Origin of the sequence: Amycolatopsis sacchari, assembly GCF_900114035.1 — a bacterium.
GTDB classification, from domain to species: domain Bacteria; phylum Actinomycetota; class Actinomycetes; order Mycobacteriales; family Pseudonocardiaceae; genus Amycolatopsis_E; species Amycolatopsis_E sacchari.
The window spans coordinates 41,245-65,756 of sequence record NZ_FORP01000020.1 but is presented as its reverse complement, the minus strand read 5'-3'; the positions used below and the strand labels follow the sequence as shown (position 1 = coordinate 65,756).

At 71.9% G+C, this 24,512-nt stretch carries 26 protein-coding genes; 15 read left to right on the top strand and 11 right to left on the bottom strand.

From position 1 onward, the window contains the following. Positions 1-2: 2 nt before the first annotated feature. Both BMZ92_RS27130 and BMZ92_RS27125 read left to right on the top strand, forming a co-directional pair. Positions 3-473, top strand: a complete 471-nt coding sequence (locus tag BMZ92_RS27130; protein ID WP_091513141.1) for a hypothetical protein — start codon at positions 3-5, stop codon at positions 471-473. A gap of 59 nt (positions 474-532) precedes the next feature. After that, on the top strand, positions 533-913 hold the full coding sequence (locus BMZ92_RS27125) for a VOC family protein (protein WP_091513138.1): 381 nt from the start codon (positions 533-535) through the stop codon (positions 911-913). Between the two features lie 22 nt (positions 914-935). Here the strand turns inward: BMZ92_RS27125 and BMZ92_RS27120 are convergent, their stop codons facing one another. After that, positions 936-1,496, bottom strand: a complete 561-nt coding sequence (locus BMZ92_RS27120; protein WP_091513135.1) for a TIGR03086 family metal-binding protein — start codon at positions 1,494-1,496, stop codon at positions 936-938. A 51-nt stretch (positions 1,497-1,547) separates the two neighbouring features. Between BMZ92_RS27120 and BMZ92_RS27115 the strand changes: the two genes are divergently transcribed. Then, positions 1,548-1,970 (top strand): MarR family winged helix-turn-helix transcriptional regulator, encoded by a 423-nt coding sequence (locus BMZ92_RS27115; protein ID WP_245783275.1) that lies wholly within the window; start codon positions 1,548-1,550, stop codon positions 1,968-1,970. A 560-nt stretch (positions 1,971-2,530) separates the two neighbouring features. On the opposite strand, the gene uvrB is transcribed toward BMZ92_RS27115, so the two are convergent. The 3 genes from uvrB to BMZ92_RS27100 form a co-directional block, all read right to left on the bottom strand. Beyond that, positions 2,531-4,690 carry an excinuclease ABC subunit UvrB gene (gene uvrB, locus BMZ92_RS27110; RefSeq protein WP_091513130.1) on the bottom strand — a complete coding sequence of 720 codons (2,160 nt, stop codon included), beginning with the start codon at positions 4,688-4,690 and terminating at the stop codon, positions 2,531-2,533. A gap of 56 nt (positions 4,691-4,746) precedes the next feature. Beyond that, complete coding sequence (locus tag BMZ92_RS27105) at positions 4,747-5,004, bottom strand: hypothetical protein (protein ID WP_091513127.1); 258 nt, start codon at positions 5,002-5,004, stop codon at positions 4,747-4,749. A gap of 131 nt (positions 5,005-5,135) precedes the next feature. Continuing rightward, positions 5,136-6,398: a PucR family transcriptional regulator gene (locus BMZ92_RS27100; RefSeq protein WP_091513124.1), complete on the bottom strand. Its 1,263-nt coding sequence runs from the start codon at positions 6,396-6,398 to the stop codon at positions 5,136-5,138. Positions 6,399-6,458: 60 nt separating this feature from the next. On the opposite strand from BMZ92_RS27100, the gene BMZ92_RS27095 reads away from it, so the two are divergent. From BMZ92_RS27095 to BMZ92_RS27075, 5 genes are all read left to right on the top strand, one after another. Continuing rightward, a complete protein-coding gene (locus BMZ92_RS27095) occupies positions 6,459-6,986 on the top strand; it encodes a ribonuclease FAU-1 family protein (RefSeq protein ID WP_091513290.1) in 528 nt (175 codons plus the stop codon). Between the two features lie 114 nt (positions 6,987-7,100). Beyond that, positions 7,101-8,006: an ABC transporter ATP-binding protein gene (locus BMZ92_RS27090; protein ID WP_091513122.1), complete on the top strand. Its 906-nt coding sequence runs from the start codon at positions 7,101-7,103 to the stop codon at positions 8,004-8,006. A gap of 4 nt (positions 8,007-8,010) precedes the next feature. Beyond that, entirely contained in the window at positions 8,011-8,748 is a 738-nt protein-coding gene (locus BMZ92_RS27085) for an ABC transporter permease (RefSeq protein WP_091513287.1), read from the top strand. Between the two features lie 15 nt (positions 8,749-8,763). Then, a complete protein-coding gene (locus tag BMZ92_RS27080; RefSeq protein WP_218153562.1) occupies positions 8,764-9,975 on the top strand; it encodes a sensor histidine kinase in 1,212 nt (403 codons plus the stop codon). After that, complete coding sequence (locus tag BMZ92_RS27075) at positions 9,972-10,595, top strand: response regulator (RefSeq protein ID WP_091513120.1); 624 nt, start codon at positions 9,972-9,974, stop codon at positions 10,593-10,595. Before BMZ92_RS27080 ends, BMZ92_RS27075 begins: the two co-directional genes overlap by 4 nt. A gap of 7 nt (positions 10,596-10,602) precedes the next feature. Here BMZ92_RS27075 and coaE read toward each other — a convergent pair whose 3' ends face one another. Continuing rightward, entirely contained in the window at positions 10,603-11,790 is a 1,188-nt protein-coding gene (gene coaE, locus BMZ92_RS27070; RefSeq protein WP_091513117.1) for a dephospho-CoA kinase, read from the bottom strand. Between the two features lie 129 nt (positions 11,791-11,919). Here coaE and BMZ92_RS27065 point away from each other — a divergent pair, with 129 nt between their 5' ends. Beyond that, on the top strand, positions 11,920-12,129 hold the full coding sequence (locus BMZ92_RS27065; protein WP_091513114.1) for a hypothetical protein: 210 nt from the start codon (positions 11,920-11,922) through the stop codon (positions 12,127-12,129). Between the two features lie 60 nt (positions 12,130-12,189). Here BMZ92_RS27065 and BMZ92_RS27060 read toward each other — a convergent pair whose 3' ends face one another. The 5 genes from BMZ92_RS27060 to BMZ92_RS27040 form a co-directional block, all read right to left on the bottom strand. Further along, positions 12,190-13,305: a S1 family peptidase gene (locus BMZ92_RS27060; RefSeq protein WP_091513112.1), complete on the bottom strand. Its 1,116-nt coding sequence runs from the start codon at positions 13,303-13,305 to the stop codon at positions 12,190-12,192. A gap of 123 nt (positions 13,306-13,428) precedes the next feature. Then, a complete protein-coding gene (locus tag BMZ92_RS27055) occupies positions 13,429-14,616 on the bottom strand; it encodes an LCP family protein (protein WP_091513110.1) in 1,188 nt (395 codons plus the stop codon). Between the two features lie 262 nt (positions 14,617-14,878). Continuing rightward, positions 14,879-16,300: a LuxR family transcriptional regulator gene (locus tag BMZ92_RS38325; RefSeq protein ID WP_483860455.1), complete on the bottom strand. Its 1,422-nt coding sequence runs from the start codon at positions 16,298-16,300 to the stop codon at positions 14,879-14,881. A gap of 737 nt (positions 16,301-17,037) precedes the next feature. Further along, positions 17,038-17,880: an SMP-30/gluconolactonase/LRE family protein gene (locus BMZ92_RS27045; RefSeq protein ID WP_425425863.1), complete on the bottom strand. Its 843-nt coding sequence runs from the start codon at positions 17,878-17,880 to the stop codon at positions 17,038-17,040. After that, positions 17,880-18,608 carry a FadR/GntR family transcriptional regulator gene (locus BMZ92_RS27040; protein ID WP_245783273.1) on the bottom strand — a complete coding sequence of 243 codons (729 nt, stop codon included), beginning with the start codon at positions 18,606-18,608 and terminating at the stop codon, positions 17,880-17,882. Before BMZ92_RS27040 ends, BMZ92_RS27045 begins: the two co-directional genes overlap by 1 nt. Positions 18,609-18,773: 165 nt before the next feature. Here BMZ92_RS27040 and BMZ92_RS27035 point away from each other — a divergent pair, with 165 nt between their 5' ends. The 4 genes from BMZ92_RS27035 (at position 18,774) to BMZ92_RS27020 (ending at position 22,851) form a co-directional block, all read left to right on the top strand. Beyond that, positions 18,774-19,871 (top strand): sugar ABC transporter substrate-binding protein, encoded by a 1,098-nt coding sequence (locus BMZ92_RS27035; protein WP_091513105.1) that lies wholly within the window; start codon positions 18,774-18,776, stop codon positions 19,869-19,871. A 15-nt stretch (positions 19,872-19,886) separates the two neighbouring features. Then, on the top strand, positions 19,887-20,918 hold the full coding sequence (locus BMZ92_RS27030; protein WP_091513103.1) for an ABC transporter permease: 1,032 nt from the start codon (positions 19,887-19,889) through the stop codon (positions 20,916-20,918). Further along, positions 20,915-21,673, top strand: a complete 759-nt coding sequence (locus BMZ92_RS27025; RefSeq protein ID WP_091513101.1) for an ATP-binding cassette domain-containing protein — start codon at positions 20,915-20,917, stop codon at positions 21,671-21,673. The genes BMZ92_RS27030 and BMZ92_RS27025 overlap by 4 nt, the downstream gene beginning before the upstream one ends. Before the next feature lie 92 nt (positions 21,674-21,765). Continuing rightward, a complete protein-coding gene (locus BMZ92_RS27020) occupies positions 21,766-22,851 on the top strand; it encodes an aldose epimerase family protein (protein ID WP_245783272.1) in 1,086 nt (361 codons plus the stop codon). A 245-nt stretch (positions 22,852-23,096) separates the two neighbouring features. On the opposite strand, the gene BMZ92_RS27015 is transcribed toward BMZ92_RS27020, so the two are convergent. Then, positions 23,097-23,516 carry an SAM-dependent methyltransferase gene (locus BMZ92_RS27015; protein ID WP_091513097.1) on the bottom strand — a complete coding sequence of 140 codons (420 nt, stop codon included), beginning with the start codon at positions 23,514-23,516 and terminating at the stop codon, positions 23,097-23,099. Between the two features lie 65 nt (positions 23,517-23,581). Between BMZ92_RS27015 and BMZ92_RS27010 the strand changes: the two genes are divergently transcribed. Together BMZ92_RS27010 and BMZ92_RS27005 are read left to right on the top strand one after the other, a co-directional pair. Further along, positions 23,582-24,109 (top strand): GNAT family N-acetyltransferase, encoded by a 528-nt coding sequence (locus BMZ92_RS27010; RefSeq protein ID WP_091513088.1) that lies wholly within the window; start codon positions 23,582-23,584, stop codon positions 24,107-24,109. Beyond that, positions 24,106-24,477: a nuclear transport factor 2 family protein gene (locus tag BMZ92_RS27005; protein ID WP_091513086.1), complete on the top strand. Its 372-nt coding sequence runs from the start codon at positions 24,106-24,108 to the stop codon at positions 24,475-24,477. Before BMZ92_RS27010 ends, BMZ92_RS27005 begins: the two co-directional genes overlap by 4 nt. Positions 24,478-24,512 lie beyond the last annotated feature (35 nt).

Here is a 24,512-nt window from a genome sequence, read left to right as displayed (position 1 = left end):
GCATGAACGCTGTCACGGTGACGCGGCCGCCCGCCGCGGTGGTGCGGTTGCTGAACCCGGCGGTGCTGGCGGCGTTGCGCACGCCGCTGGGCGGGCCGCTCGGGCGGTCGGTGCTGGTGCTGCGGTTCACCGGCCGCCGGACCGGGCGGCGCTACCGGGTGCCGGTGACGGCGCACCGGTGGGACGACGGGCTGATGGTGCTCACCAGCGCGCCGTGGCGGGTGACCTTCCGCGGCGGGCGGGACGTCGACGTGACGTTCGAGGGGCGGACGACGCCGATGCGCGGGGTGCTCGTGGAGTACGCGCGCACGGTGGCCGAAACGTACGCGAAGCGGATCGAGGAGCTGGGGCCGGAGCAGGCCCAGCGGCGGCTGGGGCTGAAGTTCGCGGCGGGCCGGACGCCCACGGTCGACGAGCTGGTGGCGGCCGTGGAGCGGGAACACCTTTCGGTGCTGTGGCTGAAGCCGCGATGACGGGGGCGTCCGGTCGCGTAAACTCGACCGATCCCGTCCCCACAGGCGAGGAGGTGTCCATGCCTCGGCCGGTCCACTTCGAGATCCACGCGAGCGACCCGGAACGCGCGATCACGTTCTACAAGACGGTGTTCGACTGGTCCTTCGAGCGGTGGGGCAGCAACCGGTACTGGCTCATCAGCACCGGCGACGGTCCCGGGATCGACGGCGGGCTCGTCCCCCGGCAGGGCCCCGCCCCGGTCGACGACGCGCCGCTGAACGCCTACCCGAACACGATGGAGGTGCCGGAGCTGGACCTCGCCCTGCGGCGGGTGCGGCAGGCCGGTGGCGGGGTCGTGGTGCCGAAGACCGCGCTGCCGGGCATCGGGTGGCTGGCGTACTGCAAGGACACCGAGGGGAACCTGTTCGGGCTGCTGGAGAACGATCCCAGCGCGGAGTAAGCGCTTTCCCGGCTTTTCGGTGTCACCAGGCGGGGTCGCGGCCGAGTGTCGCGACGATCCGGTCGAGCAAGGCGCCGTCCCGTGCCGGGACGGCGGGCTGGAACGCGGCGTCCGGGCGGCGCCGCTCCTCACCGTCGGGCACCTGGCGCGCCACCTCCCACGCGGGCGCGAGCACCGTGTCGTCGAGGGGTACGTCGGTGCCGATGGCGCGGGCGAGGTCCCAAGCGTGGACCACGTAGTCGATGAAGTGGAAGGCCATGGCCTGCTCGGCGGGGAACGGCTGTTCGCGGATTTCGGGCAGCAGCAATGCCGAACCCGCTTCCCGGAACGCGATGAGCACGTCCGCGCCGGCGGCGAGGTAGTCGGCGACCGGATCCGGCGCGGGCGCGGGCAGCCGCCAGTCGGCTCGTTCGCCGCGGGCGGCGGCCGCGAAGCCGCGGTGCTGGACGGCCATGTGGGTGAGCAGGTTCGCGACCGTCCATTCGGTACACGGCGTGGGGCGGGAGAGATCGGCGTCGGTCACCCGGGTCGCGACGGCCACGCTGGCGAGCACGGCCGCGCGGTCGAGTTCTTTGATGTGCATGAGTAGACGATATGCAGGTGCTTATCATCTGTGCAAGCTATATTTTCCTGCGTGACGGACCGACCGGATCTCGCGGCGATGCTCGTGCCGCTGGGGCGGAGCCTGATGCGCGCGGAGGAGCCGGTGCTGCGGGCGCACGGCCTGACGATGTGGGCGTACTCCGTGCTGCTCGCGCTGCGGGAACAGGGCGCGCGGACGCAGGCCGCACTGGCGGCCCGCATCGGTGCCGACAAGACCCGCCTGATCCCCGTCCTCGACGACCTGCAGGACCGCGGTCTCATCGAACGCCGCCCCGATCCGGCCGACCGCCGCGTCCGGCTGCTGTCGATCACTGTCGAGGGGCGGCGCCTCGCGGAGCGGGCGCAGACGGAGATCCAGCGGAACGAGGAGCAGGTGCTGGGCAAGCTGCCACCCTCGGAGCGGGCCGTGTTCCTGCGGGCGTTGCGCACGTTGGCGGATGCGGTGCGGGAGTAGAGGCGGCGGCGGGGCGGGACGCTGGGGGCGGCGGTCGGGGGCACCAGCGGTGGGGCGCCCGGGGCCGGTGGCGGCACGCCCGGCGCGACGGGACGCACGGTGGCCCGCCAGGCACCGGCGGTGAGGATGCCCCGGGGCGTGGATGCCGAGGATGGCGGTCGCGGCTCAGCGGCACTGGCCCGCCACGGGCAGGGCACGGCATTCCGCCGGGACATCGGCGGCAGGAGGCCTTGCAGTAGGCGCCAACCAGCGGGTCACGGCATGGCACGGCCACCCGCGCCGGAAGCCGCCGGACCCGCCAGGGCGGTGCGCGGCCCTGCGAGATCTGCCGAAAGCCGCCGGACCGCGCGACGCCTGCCGGGCCCGCGAGACCCGACCGCCCGGTGAGGCCTGCCTGACGGCGCCCGGCCCCGCGAAGCCCCGAAGCCCGCCGGGCCCACGAGATCCGCCGAAAGCCGCCAAACCGCGTGGCGAGGCCTGCCAGGCCCACCAGATCCGCCGAAAGCCCGCCGGGCCCGCGACGCCCGCCGGTCCCCCGAACCCCCGAGACCCGCCCGAACCTACTTGATGCCTGCCGCGTCCATGCCGCGCAGTTCCTTCTTCAGGTCCGCGATCTCGTCCCGGAGGCGGGCCGCCAGTTCGAACTGGAGGTCGCGCGCCGCCTGCATCATCTGGTCCGTCATGGACTGGATCAGGTCCGCCAGCTCCGCCCTCGGCATGGCCGACACGTCCCGGTCCACGAGGACTCCCGACGAGCGGCCGCCCCCACCCTGGACGGGCTTCTTCCCGCGCGACGCGTTCCGGCCCGACCCTCCGACCTCGATGTCCTTCTCCGAGTCCTCGGCCTCGCTGTACACCCTGTCCAGGATGTCGGCGATCTTCTTCCGCAGCGGCTGCGGGTCGATGCCGCGCTCCTCGTTGTACGCGATCTGCTTGGCGCGCCTGCGGTTCGTCTCGTCGATGGCGTACTGCATCGAGTCCGTGATCTTGTCGGCGTACATGTGGACCTCGCCCGACACGTTGCGGGCCGCGCGGCCGATCGTCTGGATCAAGGATGTGCCGCTGCGCAGGAAGCCCTCCTTGTCGGCGTCCAGGATCGACACCAGCGAGACCTCCGGCAGGTCCAGCCCCTCACGCAGCAGGTTGATGCCCACCAGCACGTCGAAATCACCGGAACGCAACTGCCGCAGCAACTCCACGCGCCGCAGGGTGTCCACTTCGGAATGCAGGTACCGCACCCTGATCCCGAGCTCCAGCAGGTAGTCGGTCAGGTCCTCGGCCATCTTCTTCGTCAGCGTCGTGACCAGCACGCGCTCGTCGCGCTCGGCGCGCACCCGGATCTCGTGCACCAGGTCGTCGATCTGCCCCTCGGTCGGCTTGACGACGATCTCCGGGTCGACCAGCCCCGTCGGGCGGATGACCTGCTCCACGAACTCGCCACCGGTCTGCCCCATTTCGTACGGCCCCGGCGTCGCCGACAGGTACACCGTCTGCCCGATGCGGTCGCTGAACTCCTCCCACGTCAGCGGCCGGTTGTCCAGCGCGCTCGGCAGCCGGAAACCGTGCTCCACCAGCGTGCGCTTCCGCGACGCGTCACCCTCGTACATGCCGCCGATCTGCGGCACCGTCACGTGGGACTCGTCGATGACCAGCAGGAAGTCGTCCGGGAAGTAGTCGATCAGGGTGGCCGGGGCCGACCCCGCGGGCCGGTCGTCGATGTGGCGCGAGTAGTTCTCGATGCCCGAACAGAACCCGACCTGCCGCATCATCTCGATGTCGTAGGTCGTGCGCATGCGCAGCCGCTGCGCCTCCAGCAGCTTGCCCTGCTTCTCGAGCTTCGCCAGCTGCTCCTCCAGCTCCGCCTCGATGCCGCGGATCGCCTTCTCCATGCGCTCCGGGCCCGCCACGTAGTGCGTCGCCGGGAAGATGCGCACCTCGTCGACCTCGCGCACGATCTCGCCGGTCAGCGGGTGCAGGTAGTACAGCTTGTCGACCTCGTCACCGAAGAACTCGACCCGGATGGCCAGCTCCTCGTACGCCGGGATGATCTCCACCGTGTCCCCGCGCACCCGGAACGTGCCGCGCGAGAACGCCAGGTCGTTGCGGGTGTACTGCACGTCGACCAGCGCCCGCAGGAACGTGTCGCGCTCGACCTCGGCGCCCACCGCCAGCTTCGTGGACCGGTCGAGGTAGGACTGCGGCGTGCCGAGGCCGTAGATGCACGACACCGACGCGACCACGATGACGTCCCGCCGGGAGAGCAGGTTCATCGTCGCCGAGTGGCGCAGGCGCTCCACGTCGTCGTTGATCGACGAGTCCTTCTCGATGTACGTGTCCGTCTGCGGGACGTACGCCTCGGGCTGGTAGTAGTCGTAGTAGCTGACGAAGTACTCGACCGCGTTGTGCGGGAACAGCTCGCGCAGCTCGTTGGCCAGCTGGGCGGCCAGGGTCTTGTTCGGCGCCATCACCAGGGTGGGCCGCTGCACGCGCTCGATCAGCCACGCCGTGGTGGCCGACTTGCCGGTGCCGGTGGCCCCGAGCAGGACGACGTCCTTCTCCCCCGCCTTGAGCCTGCGCTCCAGCTCGTCGATGGCCGCCGGCTGGTCACCGGCGGGCTGGTAGTCGCTGACGACCTCGAACCGCCCACCGGTCCGGGGGATGTCGGAAACCGGGCGGAACTCGGACTGCGCGAGCACGGGGTGTTCGGTTGCGAAAGCCACGAGACCAGGGTAGGCGCACCCACCGACAATTTGCGGCGGTCCCGCTCCGGCGCAGGTCAGCGCAGCTGGAGGCTGGCGCGGCGGGCCTGCCGGGCCAGGCACGCCTCGCACGGCATCCCGGCGATGCCGTCGAGCACCTCGGCCTGCGAGGGCAGGATCGTGGCGCCGCACAGCGCCACCAGCTCGGTCGGGATGGGGCCGGTGGCGGGCAGCGGCACGATGTGGCTCACGCGACGGCACTCGCCCACCACGCCGCGGCGCAGGCGGATGACCGCCAGCAGCTCAGCCGGTTCGGCGTGGACGAGGTTTCCCATGGGGGAATCTTAAACCGGAATAATCGCGATCGCTTCGTGCCAACGGCCCAACGATCACCCGGACAGCTGGTGCCTTGAACCGAAAACAAGACCGGCGCCCGCCCGCTGTTCACCCTTTCGTGCGACGGATTTCAGGGTGCGGCCAGCACGGCGGGCCCCAGCCGCTGGCACACCTTGAGCGCCAGCTCGACGTCCAGCCGGTTGTCGGTGATGGGGCGGCCGAGCGTCTCCTCCGCCTTGCGCACGCGGTACTGGACCGAGTTCTTGTGCATGGTCAGCCGCGCCGCCGCGGCGGTGTAGCTGCCGCCCGTCGCGAGGAACACCAGCAGCGTCTCGCGGAGGCGTTCGTGCTGCTCGTCGTCGGTCGCGAGGGGGCCGAGGATGTCGGCGACCCAGCTCCTGGTCGCCGCGAGGTCGGAGGTCATCAGCGCGATCGTGCCGACGTCGCGGAAGGTCAGCGCGCGCTCGCACTGCTCCCCCGCCGTCACGGCGAGCGCGTGCACGCGCTCGGCCTGCCGGTGGCTGCGCCGGAACCCGTCGATGCCCTCGCCGGGGTCGCCCAGCACGAGCCGGACCGTGGACTCCGCCGAGTCCAGCACGCGCCGCACGTGTTCCTCTTCGGGCAGCACGGCCTTCTCCAACGGGAACCACACCCACGCGCAGCGCTCGTCGGCGGGCACGAGCAGCGGCTGTCCCGACGTGGGCAGGCCGCCGGCGACCGCCGCGGTGACCGATTCCAGCGCGCCCAGCGCGTTGCCCTGCGCCGGTTCCACCGCGTGCCAGACGATCATCGCCAGGTGCGTGCCCCGCAGCCGGTACCCGAGCGAGGTCTCCACACCGGCCGCCTCGGCGCCGCCGCCGCCCTTGAGCAGCTCGCGCACGCGCGCGGCCCGCACCGCGCTGCGGTTGAGCAGCCAGCGGTCGCGCTCCTCCTGGTAGGCGGACACGACCTGCTGCGTGACGCGGTCGATGAAGGCGAACGCGCCGGTGAGCGCGCGCTGCATCATCGCGCCCAGCAGGTCGGGATCGCGGATCTGGTCGCGGCCCTCGGCGAGCGCGTGGTTGAGGATCGCGGTCTGGCCCAGGTAGTAGGCGCGGATGAGGTCGATGACGGGGGTGCCGCGCTGGGCGAGGCGCCGCGCGTACTCCATGGCCGCGGCCGGCGCTTCGACGCGCGTGGGGTCGATCCCGTGCTGGAAGATCCGCATGGCGGTGTCGAGGTTCTGGAACAGGCTCGCCGCGAGCAGGCTGACGACGCTCTCGTCGTCGTTCACCAGGTTCGGCAGTTCCGTCGCGTACAGCTGCACCATCTCGCCGGTGAGCTCGCCGACCCGTTCGCCCAGCCCCGCCGCGATGCGCGCGACGGCTTCGGTCACGACAGCTTCGTCCAGCACGCGATCACCCTACCGGCGTGACACTCGTCGACGGCCCGTAAACCCGTAAAAATGGGCCGCATGGCAGACCACGCGGGCTCCGTGCACCCGCCGAAGATCGAGACCTTCGACGTCGACGCGCGTACGAACACCGACCCGAAGGGCACGGTGCGCGCGGTCGAGGAGTACCGCGTGGAGCCGTTCGGCCTCTACGTCGCACGTCCCACACCAGGCCGCGCGCAGTTCTCCTACCTCGAATCGTGGCTGCTGCCGGAGCTCGGGCTGCGGCTGACGGACTTCTGGTTCACTCCGGGGCACGAGCGCGACCAGGACTTCTACCTCGACGTCGTCACGGTGGACCGCGACGGCGGGAAATGGCGCTCCACCGACTGGTACCTGGACATCGTGCTGCGCGAGGGGCGCGGGCTGGAGGTGCTCGACACCGACGAGCTGCTCGCCGCGGCCGCCGCCGGGCTGCTCAGCCCCGCCGACGCGCGGCGGGCGCTGGAGATCACCTACCGGACCGTGGCCGGGCTGGCCGTGCACGGCTACAAGCTGCACGACTGGCTCGCGACGCTGGACATCCGGCTCGCCTGGCGCAGGCACTGACCCCCGCGTAGTCAACCGATCGGTTGACCGCGGGAGGACCGCGAGACCGATTCGCCGCCCCCGTCCGCCCGAAATGCTGGGAGGCACCAGCTTTCGAGTAAGGGGGCACAGGCGATGACAGTGGTCGAGGTGGCACACCTGACCAAGCGGTACTCCGAGCGCGTCGCGGTCGACGACGTGTCGTTCTCCGTCGAACGGGGGGAGATCTTCGGCATCCTCGGGCCCAACGGCGCCGGGAAGACGACGACGGTCGAGTGCGTGGAGGGGCTGCGCTCGCCGGACGGCGGCACGATCTCGGTGCTCGGGCTCGACCCGGCCCGCGACACCGCCGAACTGCGCCAGCGGCTGGGCGTGCAGTTGCAGGAAAGCGAGCTCCCCGACCGGATCCGCGTCGGGGAGGTCCTGCACCTGTACGCCTCGTTCTACCGGTCCCCGGCGGACCCGGACGCGCTGCTGGACGAGCTCGGGCTCGCCGAGCACCGCGGCAGGGCGTACCGGAAGCTCTCCGGTGGCCAGAAGCAGCGGGTGGCGATCGCGCTCGCACTCGTCGGCAACCCCGAGGTCGCGGTGCTCGACGAGCTGAGCACCGGGCTGGACCCGCAGGCGCGGCGCGACACGTGGGACCTCATCGAGCGGGTCCGCGATCGCGGCGTGACGATCGTGCTGGTCACGCACTTCATGGCGGAGGCGGAACGGCTCTGCGACCGCATCGCCGTGTTCGACGCCGGACGCGTGGTCGCCGTGGACACCCCGGCCGGGCTGGTGCGGCAGGTGGGGGCCGAACAACGCATCCGGTTCCGGCCGTCGGCGCCGGTCGACGACGCGGTGTTCACCGCGCTGCCCGAGGTGCGCCGCGTGGAGCGCCACGGCGGACGGCTCGTGGTGACCGGCACCGGCGACGTGCTGCGCGCGGTGACGGTCGTACTGGCCCGCACGGGGGTCGTCGCGGACGAGCTGCGGGTCGAACAGGCGGATCTCGACGACGCGTTCGTCGCGTTGACCGGGCGGAAAGGGCGGTGAAGTGGTGCTGACGAAGCTGACCGCGGTGGAGGCGAGGCTCTTCCTGCGTGACCCGGCCGCGCCGTTCGCGGTGCTGGCGATCCCGGTGGGCCTGCTCGTGGTGTTCGGGCTGCTGGCGGACGGCGGCCGGCCGAGCGAGGACTTCGGCGGGCAGCCCGCGCTGTCCGCGTTCGTCGCGCCGCTGGCGGTGACGGTCCTGCTCGCGATGCTCGCCGTCCTGCTGTTCCCGACGACCATCGCCACCTACCGCGAGAAGGGGGTGCTCCGGCGGTTGTCGGCGAGCCCGGTGCCGCCCGGCCGCCTGCTGACGGCGCAGTTGCTGGTCAACCTGGCCGCCGCGCTCGTCGCGGGTGTGCTCGCACTGGGGGTCGGGGTGCTCGGGCTGGGGTTGTCCCTGCCCGAGCACCCCGGCGGGTTCGTCCTGTCGGTCGCGCTGGGCGCGCTCGCGTTGTTCTCCGTGGGCATGCTGATCGCGGCGCTGGCTCCGTCGGGCAAGGCGGCCAACGCGATCGGCCTCGTCACCTTCTTCCCGATGCTCGCGCTGGGCGGGGTGTGGGTGCCGAAGGAGCAGCTGCCGTCGTTCCTGCAGCACGTGGCCGACGTGCTGCCCGTGGGCGCGACGCTCAACGCGGTGCGCGGGACGTGGACGGGGACCGGCGCCAGTGCGCTCCAGCTCCTCGCGCTGGCCGCGTGCGCGGTGCTGTGCGGCGGCATCGCGGCACGGTGGTTCCGGTGGGAGTGAACGGATAATGGACCGGTGAGCAGCTTCTGGTCGTCCTCGCTGGAGCCGCCGTCCGGCACGTACTCGCTGTGGCGGCCCTACACCCGGTGGCTGGCTCCGGTGCTGCTGCTGGTGTCGGTGGTGGTCAGCGCGGTGCAGGGCATCGACCCCGGCACGCTCGGGGTGGCCGGGCTCGCACTGGTCTGGCTCCTGCTGACCCACGGGCTGCCGCCCGAACGGTTCCGCGAAAACAGCTGGCTGCGGGCGATCTCGTTCGCCGGTGCGCTGTCCGCCGCGGCCGTGCTGATGGCGAGGGACCTGCTGTTCCTGGTGTTCATGATCAGCTGCTTCTTCCTGGCGCTGCGGCTCAGGCCGGTGCCGCTGGCCGTGCTGGGCACCGCGGCGACGTCACTGCTGATCAACACGCTCGGTTCGGGCGGTCCGGTGGAAGCGTTGCGGGAGCACGGGTTCCTGTTCGTCACGGTGGTGCTGGTGCAGACCGGCGCGATCATCGGCGGCGCGCTCGGCGCGGCCAGGATGGCCGCGACGGTCGAGGCCCGGCGCCAGGTGGTCGCGGCGCTGGAGGCGGCGCAGGAGGAGAACGCGGGACTGCACCGCCAGCTGTTCGCACAGGCACGGGAGGCGGGGATCCTCGACGAGCGCCAGCGGTTGAGCCGGGAGATCCACGACACGCTCGCCCAGGGGCTGATGGGGATCATCACCCAGCTCGAAGCGGCGGAGGACGCGCCCGACCGGGAGCGGCGGGTGCGCACCGCGCTGGCGCTGGCGAGGGAGAACCTCGCCGAGGCGCGGCGTTCCGTGGACGCGCTGCGCCCGGAGGCGCTGACCCGTGACCGGCTGGACGACGCGCTGCGCGGCGTGGCCGGACGCTGGGCGGAGCGGACCGGGGTGCCCGTCGAGCTCACCACCACCGGTGACGTGCGGCCGCTGCACCCCGAGGTCGAGGCGACCCTGCTCAGGATCACCCAGGAGGCGCTGGCGAACGTGGCGAAGCACGCCGGGGCCGGCCGGGTCGGCGTGACGTTGTCCTACATGGAGGACCAGGTGACGCTCGACGTCCGCGACGACGGGAAGGGGTTCGACCCGGATTCGGCGCACGGCGGTTTCGGGCTGCCCGGGATGCGCCAGCGGGCCGCGCGGCTGCTCGGTTCGTTCGCGGTCGAGTCCGAGCCGGGTGGCGGTACGGCCGTCTCGGCGAGCCTGCCCGCCGTGGTGGCGGCGTCGTGACCATCACGCTCGTGATCGCCGACGACCACCCCGTGGTGCGTGACGGGCTGCGCGGGATCTTCGAGGGCGCCGAGGGGTTCGAGGTGCTCGGCGAGGCGGCGGACGGCGCGGAGGCCGTCGTGCTCGCGGACCGGCTGCGGCCCGACGTCGTGCTGATGGACCTCCGCATGCCGGGCACGGACGGCGTCACGGCGATCAGGCGGCTCGCGGAGCGCGGCAACCCGGCCCGCGTGCTCGTGCTGACGACGTACGACGCGGATTCCGACGTGCTGCCCGCGATCGAGGCGGGCGCCACCGGTTACCTGCTGAAGGACTCGCCGCGCGAGGCGCTCTTCCAGGGCGTGCGTGCCGCTGCCCGTGGTGAGGCGGTGCTCTCGCCCGCCGTCGCGAGCCGCCTGATGGGTCAGCTGAGGGCGCCGGCGCGGGAGGAGCTGAGCCGGCGCGAGCTCGACGTGCTCCGGCTGATCGCGGACGGCTGCACGAACAAGCAGGCCGCCGCGCGGCTGTTCATCAGCGAAGCCACCGTCAAGACGCACCTGCTGCACGTGTACGCGAAGCTCGGGGTGAAGGACCGGGCGGCGGCCGTCGCCACCGCCTTCCAGCGGGGGCTGTTCCGCTGACCCGCGTTCAGGGGGTCCAGCCGGTGCGTTCCGCCCACGCCTCCGCCCGGCGGAAGGCCGCGTTGACCCACTCCTGCTTCTCGTAGGCGTAGCCCTCCACCGTGCCGTCCGCCGCGTGGGAGTCGGCCAGGCGGCGCTTCACCTCCGCGTAGGCGGCCCGCTCGTCCGGGTGCTGCCGCAGCCACTCCGGGAACAGCAGGGCGAGCCGCCACGCGGGGGTCTCCTGGGACCGGACGTGCAGGTTCACCGCGCGCCCCGGGTCGCCGCCGAAGTGGAACCGCTTGTGCCACCGCTGCGCGGAACCGTCCTGCGGGTCGTCCCACCACTCGCCTCCCGCGCGCGGGAAACCCGCGTCCGACAAGGCGTCCGCGACCGCGTCCGCGTCGTCCAAAGTGGACACCGTGAGCTGGAGGTCGACGATGTCCTTGGCGGGCAGGCCGGGCACGGACGTCGAGCCGATGTGGTCGGCCCGCAGCGCTCGCTCCCCCGCGGCGGCCCGGACGCGCGCGAGGAGCCTGGCGGCCTGCGCCGGCCACCGCTCGTCGTAGTCGGCCAGCTTCGGCGACATCGGCGGGCGCGGGCGGCGCAGGCGCACGTTCGCCTCGTACGGCACCAGCCGGTCCGCCCACAGCCGGTCCACCTCGGCGAGCACGACGTCGGGGGTCTCGCTGTTGTCCAGCCACACGTCGGCCGCGGCCCGGCGGGCGGCCTCGTCGGCCTGGGCGGCGATGCGGGCGCGGGCGTCGGCCTCCGCCATGCCGCGCACCTCCACCAGCCGCCGCACGCGGACCTCCACCGGCGCGTCCACGACCAGCACCAGGTGGTAGCCGGCGCCGAGGTTGCCCTCGACGAGCAGCGGGACGTCGTGCACGACGACCGCGTCCGGCGCCGCGGCCGCCATCAGCTCGGCGGTCCTCACCCCGATGAGCGGGTGCATGATCCCGTTGAGCCGCAGGCGGGAGTCCTCGTCGGCGAAGGCCTTCGCCGCGAGCGCGGGCCGGTCGAGCGCGCCGTCGGCGGTGAGGATGTCCGTGCCGAACGCCTCGGTCAGCGCGGCCAGGCCCGGCGTGCCGGGCTCGACGACCTCCCTCGCCAGCCGGTCGGCGTCGATGAGCACCGCCCCGTGCTCGGCGAGCCGGGCGGCCACCGTCGACTTCCCCGCTCCGATACCCCCGGTGAGCCCCACGCGCAGCATGCGGGCATTCAACCAGGTGAGGTTTTGACGTGATCGAACCGATACGGGTGACACGCCGAGCGGGTTCAGCCGCTTCCGGGCGTCCATTGCGTACGGTGCGCGGCGGAAGGTCGCCCACACGGAGGAACGATGCGAGCGAAGCACGTCGGGAGGCACCGGCTCGGTACACCGGGACTGGTGCACTGCGTCGAGCATCGTTCGATCGCGCTCGCGCTGGAGGAGTACCGGCGCACCTGGCTGACCGCCCTGCTCGTCCCCGCGAAGCACAGCCTCGCCGGGCTGCGCCGCCGCGCGAGCCTCGCCGCGCGCGAACGCGCGTGGATCCCGGCGACCACCTGAGCCGTCACACACGGGAAGAGGCGGGGCACCGGCTGTGCCCCGCCTCTTTTCGTTCCGCGCTCAGCCGGTGACGAGGGTCAGGCCGTAGGCCGACAGGATCTCGTTCACGGGCTGGAAGTACGTCGTGCCACCGCGGGTGCAGTCACCCGAGCCGCCCGACGTGACGCCCTGCGCCTGGCTGCCGCTGACCCACGAGCCACCCGAGTCACCGGGCTCGGCGCACGCGTTGGTCTTCGTCAGCCCGGACACCGTGCCCTCGGCGTAGTTCACGGTCTGGTTGGTCGCCTGGATCGTGCCGCAGTGCCAGCCGGAGGTGGAGCCGGAGCGGCACACCGAGGCGCCGACCGCGGCCGCGGTGTGGCCGGTGACCGTGACGTCGCCGTGCCCGTAGCCGTTCACCCGCGCGGTGGGGGTCCAGCTGGAGTTGGTGCGCACGTAGGAGTAGTCGTTGCCGGGGAAGGACGAGCCCTGGAACGTGCCCATCGCGGAGCCGTCGGGGCCGGTCACCGAGTCGCCCGCGCTGCCGCAGTGGCCCGCCGAGACGAACCCGCCGCGGACGGAGAAGCCGACGGAGCAGCGGGCCGCGTTGTTGATGTAGTAGGCGTTGCCGCCGACGACGCTGCCCGCGTACAGCCGCGGGGTCTCGGTCACGGAGTCGACGCGCACGGGGCCGGTCGCCTTCGCCTGGTCGAGGAACCGCTGCACCGCCGGGTCGGCCGTGCCCAACTTCACCGTCACGACCAGCGAGTTCGCCTGCTCGTCGACGTACCAGCCGGTGACGTCCTTCGGCGCGGCGAGACCGTCGAGCGCGGACTTCGCCGCGTCCAGCGCGGCCTGCGTGTGCGCGACCGGGACCGCCTCGGCGCCGGTGGCGCGCACCGCGGCGGTCTTGGCCGCGTCGGTCACGCCGACCACGAGCTTGCCCGCCGCCGCGTCGTACCAGGACCCGCCGAACGCCTCACCCGCCGCGGCCCGCGCGGCCGGTGCGACGTCCATCGCCGGCGCCTCCTGCGCCAGCCGGGCCCGCACCTGCTCCGTGGTCAGCCCGAGGTCCCGCTGCATCGCGTCGGACACGGGCTGGACGGCGCTCGCCGACGGTGCGAGGCACACGGCCAGCGCGGCCCCGGCGGCCAGCGCCGCCGCGCCCGCGGATTTCACCAGGCTCGTTCGCTTCATCAACTTCGCCCTCTTCGTTCGGCTACAGGGACCGGGTCGCGACTCCGCCCCCGCAGTCTCACCCGATCGTGTGGTCCGACGAAACCCGGCGAAAGTAGGTTGGGAATTTTCTTCCCGGAACGATCAATTGACGCAGCCCGTGAGATCGGTGCTGTTCGCGCTGGGCACAAGGGACGTCTCGGTGGTCGGCGGCGTGCTGCTGTCCGCCGCCTGTGCGGCCACGCTCGACGGCTCCGACGACGTGGACGCCGAGGTCCCGCCGCTGTCGCCGAGCAGCGTGGCGATGAACGAGCGCACCTGCCCCGGGTCGACCTTCACCGCGTCGCCGTCCGACGTCCGCATGCTCAGCGACTGCACGGGGATGGTGGCGAAGGTCAGCCCGTCCGAGCTGAGCGAGCGCATCTGCTGCGCGAACGTGAGGATGTCCCAGCCCTGGTCGATGAGCACGGCCTGCTGCACCGCCTCGATGAGGCTCTCCAGCTTGACCGGGTTGGCGAGCGTGCCCGCGGCCAGCACGACCTTCGCCGCGCTCGCGAGGAACGCCTGCTGCCGGGCGATGCGGTCGAGGTCGCCGTTGACGAGCCCGTGCCGCTGCCGGACGAAGGCCAGCGCCTGCGCGCCGGACAGCGTCTGCCGCCCCGCGGGGAAGTCCGCGCCGGAGTAGCTGTCGTGCACCGGTTCCTTCAGGCACACCGGCACCCCGCCCACGGCCAGGCTGAGCGTGTAGAAGCCGACGAGGTTCACCGCGGCGTAGTGGTTGATGGTCAGGCCGGTGAAGTTCTCGACGGTCTGGATCGCGGTGCGGGCACCGGCCTGGTCGGCCAGCCGCTCGCGCGCCGCGCCGGTCACGCCCTGCCGGGTCAGCTCCTCGTACCTCGCGTGCTTGCCGTAGCTGTACGCGGCGTTGATCTTGTGCTTGCCGTAGCCGCCCGCGAGCTGGACGTAGGAGTCGCGCGGGATGGAGATCGCGGTGGCCTCGCCGCCGCCCTCCGGGATGTGCACGACGATCATCGTGTCCGTGGTGTCGCCGCCGTCGCTGCCGTCACCGGCGTGCAGCTGGTCGAGCACGTCCTGCGGCAGCGGGTTGCCCTGGGCGTCGGTGCGCGAGTCGATGCCGACGAGCAGGATGTTCTGCTCCGGCACCGGGACGTTGGGGCTGCTGCTGGGCAGCTGGGCGGCGGGTTCGATGACGTCCGCGGTGGCCAGCCCGCTCGCGAGCCTGCCCAGCTGCGTCCAGGCGTAACCGGTGGTGCCGAGGACGAGGACCGACACGAGCCCGACGGCTGTGTACGCGACGGGCTTCCAGCGCACGCCGACCCCTCCCCCTGCTCACCTGATCCGGTGAGTTCCATTCTCCAGGTTGTTTCTGACAGTTTCCTGTGAATTCGACGGTCCACTCGCGTGAACATCCTGTCACCGAATGGAGTGGGAGCGCGGCGACGTGCTGTCACGGGCAGGCTGGGCACGCCGCCGCGCCCGCCGGCGGACCGAGGGGGAGGACGGTCGGCGCCGGCTGTTTCTCGAGGTGGCCGCTCCAGGATGCGCCGCCGGTCCGCCAGGCGAACCGGGAGTTCTACGGAGCGGGGTACGTACTTCCGTCACCGGCCGCGAGCCAGGCGGCGATCTGCGCGCGCGACGAGAAGCCGAGCTTGGCGAGGATGTGCTCCACGTGCGTCTCGGCCGTGCGCTGGGCGATCACCAGGCGCGCGGCGATGTCCCGGTTGCTCAGCCCGTCCGCGACCAGCCCGGCGATCTCGCGCTCCCGGCGGGTGAGCCCGCCGGGGCGCGGGCCGGCGGGCACCGGCTCCTTGCGTTCCCGCAGCGCCAGCGCGATCGCTTCCCCGGTCCCGGCCCGGGCGGCCGCGTCGAACGCCGAGGTGAAGGCCTTGGCCCCGAGCGAGCGCCTGAGCCGCTCGGCGCACCGCTCGTCGAGTTCCGCGAGCAACCGTTCGCCGGACTCACGGCGCAGCGCGTGCGCGGCGCCGAGCAGACCGGCGGCCCGCTCGGGCAGGTTGTCTGCCTCCGCGCACCAGGCGAGCGCGCTCACCGCGAGCGCGAGCAGTGCACGATCGGGCAGCCGCAGCGAGATCGCTTGCCGCAGCAGCGTTTCGGCCCTGCGGCCCCCGCCCCGGCGCCACTCGGTGATCGCGACCGCCCACAGCGCGTACCCCCGCGACCAGTCCGCCTGCCGCGCCTCGCACAGCGCGAGCGCGTGGTCGGCCGCCGCCCCGGACCGGCCGTCGAGGAGGTCCACGACCGCCAGCAGGACCAGCGTCGTGCAGACCTGCGCCTCGTCGCCGAGCCCGCGGTACGCCGCGAGTGCGCGCCCCAGCCGCGCGCGGGCACTCGCGAGGTCGCCGCTCCACAACCGCGCCAAGCCACTGCACTGCGCGTACCCGGCGTGCAGCCGCCGGTCGCCGTGCTCGGCGAGCAGGGCCCGCAGCTCCCCGAGCAACGGGCGCGCCGCCTCCGCGGCGCCCTCCCACAGGGCCAGGAAGGCGGCCGCCTCCAGCGCCCGGGCACGGAGTGGTCCAGACGCGTGGTCCAGCGACGCAGCGAGCAGGCGGCGGCCCTCGCCCGGTGCCGCGACCGCCCAGAAGTCCCGCAACGCGGTCACGATCGGCAGCGCCCGCACGTCGGCTGCCACGGCGCTCAGGTTCTGCTGCTCACGGCACAGCCGCTCCAGCCAATCCCGCTGGGCGGGACCGAACGATTGGCCGAACTCACGGGCAAGTCCGGCGTAGTGGGCCAGGCGGCGGTCGAGGACGGCGTCCTCCTGCCCGGACCCGGCGAGCCGGATGCGCCCGTACTCGCGGAAGGTACCGAGCATCTCGTACCACGCGCTGCGGCCGTACGTGCCCGTGCGGCGGCTCAGGACCGACTTGTCCACCAGCGCCGCGACGAGGTCGAGCACCTCCCCCGCGTCGAACGCGCACACCGCCTCGGCCGCCTCCAGGTCGAACCCGCCGGGCAACACCGACGTCGCCGCCCACACCTCCTGTTCCCGCGGCGTGCACAGCTCGAAGCTCCACGCGACGGCGGCTTCGAGCGTCTGCGTGCGGGGCGGATCGGTGCGCTTTCCCGTGGCGGCGGCAGATCCGGCGCACCGCCTCGCGGTCGCCGTCGCCGAGGCGGCAGCCGGGCACCGCGGCGGCGCGCTCGGTGAACAACGCGACGGCGTCGCCGTCGGGCGGCAGCGGCGGCACCACGAGCACCTGTTCCCCGTCCGCCCGCAGGATCTGCCTGCTGGTGACCAGGATCCGCAGTTCCGGGGCGGCGGACAGCAGTTTCGCGGCGAGCACCGCGCAGGCGTGCACGACCTGCTCGCAGTTGTCGAGCACGAGCAGCAGCCGCTTGTCCCGCAGGTGCTCGGACAGGCCGGCCTCCCGCGCGGCCGGCCCGAGCTCCGCCGTGATCGCCACCGGCAGCAGCGACGGCTCGGTGACGTCGGCGAGCCGCACGAACCAGACGCCGTCGGGAAATGCACGCCGCAGCACGGTGGCCGCGCGCAGCGCCAGCCTCGTCTTGCCGACGCCGCCCGCCCCGGTGAGCGTGACCAGCCGGGCGGCGCTGAGCAGCCTCCTGGTCGCGGCCAGCTCCTCCCGCCTGCCGACGAAACTGGTCAGCTCCGCCGGCAGGTTGCCCCGGGTTCTCGGCGCCTCGGCCACATCCGCGAGTGTAGGCCGGTTCCGATCCGGACGATGCTCACGAAGTGTTGTGGTACAAGGAAAATCAGTCGCGCCGGTACGGCAGCACCGGCAGCCCGCGCACGCCGGGCCGGTACCGGAACAGCGCACCGGCCTCGGGCTGCCCGTCGACGCCCTGCTGCGAGGTCGTGATGTAGAGCTCGTCGAGGTCCGCGCCGCCGAACGTGCAGGCGGTGACCTGGCTGGCCGGCAGCTCGACGTGGTCCTCCAGCGTCCCGTCGGGCCGGTAGCACCGCACGGCGCTGCCGCCCCACAGCGCGATCCACAGGCGGCCATCGGCGTCGACGGTCATCCCGTCCGGCGCACCCGCTTCGGCCGGGATCTCCAGCAGCGTCCGCCGTCCGGTCAGCTCGCCGTCGTAGTCGAAGGCGCCGACCCGGTGCGTGGGCGTGTCGATGTAGTACGCCGTGCCACCGTCGGGGCTCCAGGCGAGACCGTTGGAGATCGTGACGCCCGTGAGCACGGTTTCCGTGGAACCGTCCCGGTTCAGCCGGTACAGGCTGCCGCGCCCGGCCTCCTCGCGGTAGGACATCGATCCACAGTAGAACCGGCCGTCGGGGTCGCAGCCGCCCTCGTTCATCCGGATGTCGTTGTCCTGCCACAGTTCCGGCAGTGGTTGGACCTCCGTGAGCGACGCGTCGGCGAGGGCGAAACCCCGCTCGACCGCCAGCACGACGCCGCCGTCCGCACGGGGCCGCAGCGCCGCGGCGACGGTGCCGACGTGGTGTCGCCGCACCTGGCCCGCGTCGAGCTCCAGCACGTCCCCCGCCAGCATGTCCACCCAGCGCAGCCCGGGCCACGACGCGTGCCACACCGGCCCTTCCCCGTGCGCCGCAACGGGATCGGTCACCTGCTCCACAGTGGACACTACTGCTCCTCCCCCATCCGCCGGACGGCGTCGGTCGTCGTCTCGATCAGTTTGCGCATCGCGCGCGCGGCGGCGACGGGCCGCCGCCCGCGCACCGCCGTGAGCACCGCCTGGTGCAGCGGCAGGGTCGCGGCGACCCCGCCCGGTGCGTGCGAGCTGGCCTCCAGCCCGTGGTAGAGCCCGGTCTCCAGCAGCCTGCCCAGCTGCTCGATGAGCTGGTTGCCGCTCGCCCGCAGCAGCGTCAGGTGGAACACGAGGTCCGCCTCGACGAACGCGTCGTCCCGCTCGGGCAGCCGAGGGGCGTGCGCCGCCATCCGCTCGTACGCGTCGGTCAGCACCGCCACCTGCTCGGCCGTCGCGCGCTCGGCGGCCAGCTGCGCGGCGCCGGGCTCGACCATCAGCCGCAGTTCGAGCAGGTCGGTGAGAAAGTCCGACTTGGCCAGTTCACCATGCCAGTTGATCACCTCGCGGTCCATCAGGTTCCACTGCTCGCGGGGCAGGACGCGGGTGCCCAGCCGCGGCCGCGCCTCGACCAATCCCTTGGCCGCCAACGCTTTCACCGCTTCGCGGACGCCACCGCGGCTGACGTTGAGCTGCGCGGCGAGCTCGGCCTCGTTGGGCAGCCTGCTGCCCGCGGGCAGCTCACCGGAGACGATCCGGTGACCGAGCCACTCGACGACCCTGCCGTGGATGGTCCGGTGCCTGCCGAGTGGCCCCTCCTTGGTCATGCGCACGGAGTAATCCTCAAATCATATATCCACAAAGTCAAACGGCCGGTCTTGCCCGGGTGACTCCCCCTCCCCGATCGAGCCTTGACTGATTGGCTGAATCATCGAATGATTCAGGCACGCTGCAGAACCCGGGTTCCCCGCCGAAGTGGATGGGTGGTTGACATGAGCGATGCGCAGGCCGCGACCTCTCGGAGGGCCGCACTGAAATTCCTGGGGGCAGGTGGTGGCGCGGTCGCCGCGAGCGCACTGCTGACGGCGTGCAACGGGGTGCAGGGCAACTCCGGCTCCGGCGGGGCCGGCGCGTTCCCCAGCACCCCGGCGTGGCGGTTCACCTTCATCAACCACGTCACGACCAACTCCTTCTTCGTCCCGACCAAGAACGGCATGGCCGACGCGGCGAAGCTGCTGGGCCTGCCCGAACCGCAGTGGACCGGCTCCGCCGAGGGCAACGTGTCCGAGATGGCCAACGCGTTCTCGACCGCCGTCAACGGCAACGTCGACGGCATCGCGATCGCGCTGACGGACAACAACGCGTTCGTCGAGCCGACCAAACGGGCGCTCGCGAAGGGCATCCCGGTGATCGCCTACAACGCGACAGCACCCGGTAACTACCCGCTCACGTACGTGGGCCAGGACCTCTACCTGTCCGGGTTCCAGATGGGACAGCGGATCGCCAAGGACGTCACGTCGGGCACGATCCTCGTCGGCATCTCCCAGCCCGGCGGCAACAACGTGCAGCCCCGCCTCGACGGCATCACCGACGCGCTCAAGCAGGCCGCGCCGGGCGTGCAGGTGCTGTCGATCAACACCGGCGCCGAGCAGGCCAACGAGCTGAACGCGATCACCGCCGCCTACGACGGGCACACCGACGCCAAGGGCATCTACGCCGTGGACGCCGGCAGCACCGCCTCCATCGCGCAGCTGATCGCGAACCGGGGCCTGCAGGGCAAGATCCACGCCGGCGGGTACGACACGCTCGCCGACACGCTCAAGGGCGTCGACTCGGGCGCGCTGGACTTCACCATCGACCAGTCCGCCTACCTGCAGGGCTTCCTGCCGGTGCTGTACATGTACCTGTTCCGGCTGTCCGGCACGCTCGTGGCGCCGCCGGTCACCGACACCGGCCTGACGTTCGTGACCAAGGAGAACGTCGGCCCCTACCTGTCGGCGAACAGCAAGTTCGAGGGCGGCCCGAAGACCGACCTCGTGCCGATGCCCGCGTCGATCCCGCTGCCCGCGGCGACGACGCTGACCCGATAGCGGAGGACCGCGAGCATGACCGACGCGCTCACCGGCAAACGCCCCGGCCGCACGGAGCCGGGCACGAGCCCGCCGGACGGCGGGTTCCTGCTGAGCCTGATCCGGATCAAGGAACTGAGCATCCTGCTCGTGACGATCGCGGCGGCGATCTACTTCAGCCTCACGAGCGGGCCCGGTTTCGCGACCTCGGACAACTACCACACGATCGCGCAGTACGTGGCGCCGTGGGCGATCGTCGCGGCGGGCGAGGTGCTGGTGCTGATCTGCGGCCAGATCGACCTGTCCGCCGGGTTCGTGTTCACGCTGTCACCGTTCGTGCTGATGTTGTTCTACAACAACGGTTTCCCGCTGCTGCTCGCGGTCATCGGGGCCGTCGTCGTGAGCGCGGCGATCGGCATGGTCAACGGGCTCGTGCACACCCTGTTCGGGCTGTCGTCGTTCATCACCACGCTCGGCATGGCGTTCCTGCTGTGGGGGCTGTCGCTGATCATCTCGGGTGGTTCGCCGGTGAGCGCGCCGACGGACAGCTGGGTGGTGTCGGTGTTCGGCGGCTGGGGCTGGTCGGAGTTCCTGTGGGCGCTGGTGGTCGTCGCCGTGATGCAGGTGGTGCTGTCCACCACCCGCTTCGGCATCGCCACGCAGGCCACCGGCGGCAACCCGGTCGGCGCCGCCGAGTCGGGCATCCGCACCAACCGCGTGAAGGTGATCTGCTTCGCGATCACCGGCGGCCTGGCCGGGCTGGCCGGCATCCTGCAGGGCACGCGGGTCGGCTCCTACGACCCGACGAACGGCGGCTTCAACACGATGTTCTACGCGGTGGCGGCGGCCGTCATCGGCGGCACCGCGTTGCTCGGCGGCTCCGGCACGGTGCTCGGCGCGTTCCTCGGCGCGCTGCTGCTGGGCCTGGTCTACGACGGGTTCAACCTCACCGGTATCAGCGCGAACGCGTTCTACGTGGTGCTCGGTGCCGCCATCCTCATCGCCGCACTGCTCAACGTCTACGTCACGGTGCTGCGGAAACGGCTCGGGTCACGGAGGAACTCATGAGCGACGAGGTGATGCGTGCCGAGCACATCAGCAAGGGCTTCGGCCCCGTCCGGGCGCTGACCGACATCAACCTGTCCGTGCGGCGCGGGGAGATCCTCGGGCTGATCGGCGACAACGGCGCGGGCAAGTCCACCCTCATCAAGATCCTCACCGGGTTCCACCAGCCCGACGGCGGCCGGCTGCTGTTCGAGGGGCAGCCGGTGCAGCTGAAGTCGGTGACGCACGCGCGGTCGATGGGCATCGAGACGGTGTTCCAGGACCTCGCGATGGTCAACGACCTGCCCGTCTACCTCAACCTCCACCTGAACAAGGAGCTGGTGCACAAACCACTGCCGTTCCTCAAGCGCAAGGAGATGAAGCGCCGGGCCCGCGAGGCGCTCGACGCGGTCGGCATCAACATCCCGTCGGTCACCGCCGAGGTGGGCCGGCTGTCGGGCGGCCAGCGGCAGGCGATCGCCGTGGCGCGCTCGGTGTACTCGAACAACGCGAAACTACTGCTGCTCGACGAACCACTCGCCGCGATGGGGGCCAAGGAGGGCGGGCTGATCCTGCGCCTGCTGGCCCAGCTGAAGCAGCGCGGCGACATCGCGATCATCCTCATCGCACACAACTACAGCCAGGTGGTCGACGTGTGCGACCGCGTGAACCTGTTGCAGCACGGTGAAATCACGTTCGACAAGGCGTCCGGTGAGACCTCCGTCGCGGAGCTGCTCGAGCTGGTGCACGCCGAATACCGGGTGAACACAGCGACCTGACCGACTGGGAGGACAAGATGGGAACCGGATTTTCCCGGCGCAGCGCGCTCGCCGTCGGTGCGGCGGGCCTGGCCACAGTAGGCTTGCCGACCGTGAGTGCGACTGCCGCGGCCAAGCCGCCTTCGGTGAGCAAGGAGTACTTCGGCCGGGCGAACGGTGTGGCGGTCTACCGCTACACCCTCGACAGCGGCCACGGGCTGCGCGTGCGGATCCTCTCCTACGGCGGCATCATCCAGACGCTGGAGGCACCGGACCGCCGCGGCCGCACGGCCAACGTGGTGCTCGGCTTCCCGACGCTGGCGGACTACGTGGCGAAGAACAGCCCGCCCGAGGGCGGCGGCGTGTACTTCGGGGCGCTGATCGGGCGGTACGGCAACCGGATCGCGAAGGGCACGTTCACCCTGGACGGGAAGACGTACCACGTGCCGGTCAACAACAACGGCAACAGCCTGCACGGCGGGCTCGAGGGGTTCGACAACAAGGTCTGGGACGTCGCGACGATCCCGGGCGGGCTGCGGCTGAGCCTGACCAGCCCCGACGGCGACGAGGGCTACCCCGGCACCCTGCGCGTCGTGGTGACGTACACAGTGGACAGCCGCAACCGGCTGACCATCGGGTACGAAGCCACCACGGACAAGCCGACGGTGGTGAACCTGACCAACCACACGTACTGGAACCTGGCGGGCGAGTCGTCGGGGGACATCTACGACCAGCGGCTGCAGATCGCGGCGAGCCGGTACCTGCCCACGGACAGCACGCAGATCCCGACCGGGCAGCTCGCCCCGGTGCAGGGCACGCCGTTCGACTTCCGCAGGCCGACGGCCATTGGGGAACGCGTCGCCGAGGACGACCCGCAGCTGCTGATCGGCCAGGGCTACGACCACAACTGGGTGCTCGACCAGTCCGGTTCGCTGGCGGTGGCGGCGCGGGCGAGCGACCCGGGCAGCGGGCGGACACTCACGGTGCTGACGACCGAGCCGGGGCTGCAGTTCTACTCGGGCAACTTCCTGGACGGCACGCTCGTCGGCACCGGCGGGAAGACCTACCGGCAGAGCTACGGGTTCGCGCTGGAGACACAGCACTTCCCCGACTCGCCGAACCACCCGTCGTTCCCGAGCACCGTGCTGCGGCCGGGCCAGACCTACCGCTCGACGACCGTTTTCGCTTTGGACGCCTAGGAAGGGGTTTCTGAAGCGGCGGAGCCGCTTTCACCACGCAGTCAGCTGGCACCGCCGCGGGTTTGAATCGGGGCCGCCGCGCGGAGCGCGTCCGTTGAGGGTGGTGGTGGGCGACGGGTGGGCGGTTCCTCGCGAGGACAGCGCCTCCGTGGTGACCTGGCGGTCATGAGGAGGCGATCCCGGAGCGAGGGGCCGCCCCAGGTTCCGCTACCCGCACCGCCACGCAAGCCGTTTCCGAAATGTCGCTAGGAAGTGGCGAGCGGCGTGGCCCACTCGGGCTGGACGACGGGCTCCTGCGGCGCGGACTCCGCGAAGTAGGGCTTGACGTCCAGCACCGGGCTGCCGTCGACGGCGTCGAGGCCGCGGACCTTGAGCGTGAGGTCCCCGACGCCGAGCAGGCGGCAGCGGGTCACGCCGATGCCGTTGGGCCGGTTGCGGCCGCGCTGCGCGAACACGCCGACACCCGGCTGGTCCGGGTTGCCGCGGTGCCCGGTCTGTTCGAGGGCGTAGACGATCTCCACGTGGGAGAACTCCTCGATCCCCCGCAACGACGCCGGACCGAACCGGGCGCCGTCGAGTTCGACCAGCGAGGTGACCGAGTCCCAGTCGTCGTCGGTGGGCTCGGTCCGGGGGGACCGCACACGGCCGATCGGGTGCAGGATCATGCGCCCAGTCTGCCTGACGCGGAATTCGTTCGCGCCGGGGCCGTCTCTCGCCTACGTTCGATCAGGTGAAGATCAGGCCGGTGCGCGCGGCGGAGCACCCCCGGGTGAGGGAGGTGCACGAGCGCGCGTTCGGGGATCCGCGGATCCCGGTGCTCGTCGACACCCTCCACGCCGCGCCCGCGCCGCTGCCGCCGCTGTCCTTCGTGGCAACGGTGGACGACCGGGTCGTCGGGCACGTGATGTTGTCGGCAAGCAGGCTGGACGCGCCGCGGCGGCTCGTGGACGTGTACGTGTTGTCGCCGCTGGGAGTGCTGCCGGAGTGGCAACGGCAGGGCGTCGGCACCCGTCTGGTCGCGCACGCACTGGACGCGGCGGGCGACGTCCCGCTGGTGTTCCTCGAAGGTTCTCCCGGCTACTACGGGAAACGCGGCTTCGCGCCCGCCACACCGCTCGGCTTCCGCGCCCCGTCGCTGCGGATCCCGGAGCCGGCGTTCCAGGTCGCGGTGCGGCCGTCGTACGAACCGTGGATGACGGGGTCGCTCGTGTACTCGGCGCCGTTCTGGGATCTCGATTGCGTAGGGTTACGGGCATGACACCGGATTTCGTCGAAGAGTGGGTCAAGGCGTGGAACGCGCACGACCTCGAAGCCCTGCTGGCGCACTTCACCGAGGACGTGGTGTTCACCTCCCCCGTCGCGGCGCAGCTGCTGCCCGGCTCGGACGGCGTGATCCGCGGCAAGGCGGCGCTGCGCGAGTACTGGGCCGAAGGACTGCGCCGGATCCCGGACCTCCGCTTCGAGGTCGTCGGCGCGTACTTCGGGGTCGGCACGCTGGTGATCAACTACCGCAACCAGCGCGGCGGCCTGGTGAGCGAGGTCCTGCGCTTCGACGGGGACCTGGTCGCCGAGGGCCACGGCACGTACCTGGACACGGGCGCGAACCCGGCCGGCGTCAGCGGCTGAGGCCGGAGAGGTCGATCTCGACGGGGCCGTCGAGG

Coding starts and splice junctions, on each gene's coding strand:
- BMZ92_RS27130 (WP_091513141.1), top strand. CDS start 3: ATGAACGCTGTCACGGTGACGCGGCCGCCCGCCGCGGTGGTGCGGTTG.
- BMZ92_RS27125 (WP_091513138.1), top strand. CDS start 533: ATGCCTCGGCCGGTCCACTTCGAGATCCACGCGAGCGACCCGGAACGC.
- BMZ92_RS27120 (WP_091513135.1), bottom strand. CDS start 1,496: ATGCACATCAAAGAACTCGACCGCGCGGCCGTGCTCGCCAGCGTGGCC.
- BMZ92_RS27105 (WP_091513127.1), bottom strand. CDS start 5,004: ATGGGAAACCTCGTCCACGCCGAACCGGCTGAGCTGCTGGCGGTCATC.
- BMZ92_RS27095 (WP_091513290.1), top strand. CDS start 6,459: ATGGCAGACCACGCGGGCTCCGTGCACCCGCCGAAGATCGAGACCTTC.
- BMZ92_RS27090 (WP_091513122.1), top strand. CDS start 7,101: ATGACAGTGGTCGAGGTGGCACACCTGACCAAGCGGTACTCCGAGCGC.
- coaE (WP_091513117.1), bottom strand. CDS start 11,790: ATGCTGCGCGTGGGGCTCACCGGGGGTATCGGAGCGGGGAAGTCGACG.
- BMZ92_RS27065 (WP_091513114.1), top strand. CDS start 11,920: ATGCGAGCGAAGCACGTCGGGAGGCACCGGCTCGGTACACCGGGACTG.
- BMZ92_RS27060 (WP_091513112.1), bottom strand. CDS start 13,305: ATGAAGCGAACGAGCCTGGTGAAATCCGCGGGCGCGGCGGCGCTGGCC.
- BMZ92_RS27040 (WP_245783273.1), bottom strand. CDS start 18,608: ATGACCAAGGAGGGGCCACTCGGCAGGCACCGGACCATCCACGGCAGG.
- BMZ92_RS27035 (WP_091513105.1), top strand. CDS start 18,774: ATGAGCGATGCGCAGGCCGCGACCTCTCGGAGGGCCGCACTGAAATTC.
- BMZ92_RS27030 (WP_091513103.1), top strand. CDS start 19,887: ATGACCGACGCGCTCACCGGCAAACGCCCCGGCCGCACGGAGCCGGGC.
- BMZ92_RS27025 (WP_091513101.1), top strand. CDS start 20,915: ATGAGCGACGAGGTGATGCGTGCCGAGCACATCAGCAAGGGCTTCGGC.
- BMZ92_RS27015 (WP_091513097.1), bottom strand. CDS start 23,516: ATGATCCTGCACCCGATCGGCCGTGTGCGGTCCCCCCGGACCGAGCCC.
- BMZ92_RS27005 (WP_091513086.1), top strand. CDS start 24,106: ATGACACCGGATTTCGTCGAAGAGTGGGTCAAGGCGTGGAACGCGCAC.